Raw genomic sequence first — 879 nt, forward strand, 5'->3', positions numbered from 1 at the left:
GTCGCGGCCGCGGCACCCGTCGTCGTGGACGTCGCGGGCGGCGCCGCGCGGGCCAGGCCACCACGGGTGGCGGCGTCGTGATCAGGTTCGAGGACGTCACCGTCACCTACCCGGGTGCTGGCGGACCGACCCTGCGCGCCGTCGACCTCGCGGTCGAGGAGGGCGAGCTCGCCCTGGTGGTCGGCCCCACAGGGTCGGGCAAGTCGACCCTGCTGCAGGCGGCCACGGGATTGGTGCCGCACTTCTCCGGCGGTGTGCTCACCGGGCGGGTCACCGTCGACGGCCGTGACACCCGCACCCACCTGCCACGTGATCTGGCGGACCTGGTGGGGGTGGTGCTGCAGGACCCCGCCGCCGGGTTCGTGACCGACACCGTCGAGGACGAGCTGGCCTACGGCATGGAGCAGCTCGGGCTGCCGTCCTCCACGATGCGCCGGCGCGTGGAGGAGGTCCTGGACCTGCTGGGCCTGGCGCCCCTGCGGGACCGGCCGCTCGCGGACCTGTCGGGTGGTGAGCGGCAACGGGTCGCGATCGGCTCCGTGCTCACCAGCCATCCGCGGGTGCTGGTCCTGGACGAGCCGACCTCCGCCCTGGACCCGGCCGCCGCCGAGGAGGTCCTGGCCGCGCTCACCCGCCTGGTGCACGACCTCGGCCTGACGGTGCTGCTGGCCGAGCACCGCCTGGAACGCGTCGTGCAGTACGCCGACCGGATGGTCGTGGTCGACGCCCAGGGCGACGTCCGCGACGGTGCGCCTGCGGACCTGCTCCGCACGTCCCCCGTCGCCCCGCCCGTGGTCGAGCTGGGCCGGCACCTGGGCTGGGACCCGTTGCCGCTGTCGGTCCGGGACGCCCGCCGCCGTGCCCGGTCCCTGCGGGAGC

The 879-nt window shown here is 75.5% G+C and carries 1 protein-coding gene; it reads left to right on the top strand.

Annotated features, from left to right (window positions below; genetic code table 11):
* Positions 1-77: 77 nt before the first annotated feature.
* On the top strand, positions 78-879 hold an 802-nt coding region (locus tag N869_RS15560; protein WP_035063196.1), incomplete at its 3' end, for an energy-coupling factor ABC transporter ATP-binding protein.

Source organism: Cellulomonas bogoriensis 69B4 = DSM 16987, assembly GCF_000767165.1.
Taxonomy (GTDB): domain Bacteria; phylum Actinomycetota; class Actinomycetes; order Actinomycetales; family Cellulomonadaceae; genus Actinotalea; species Actinotalea bogoriensis.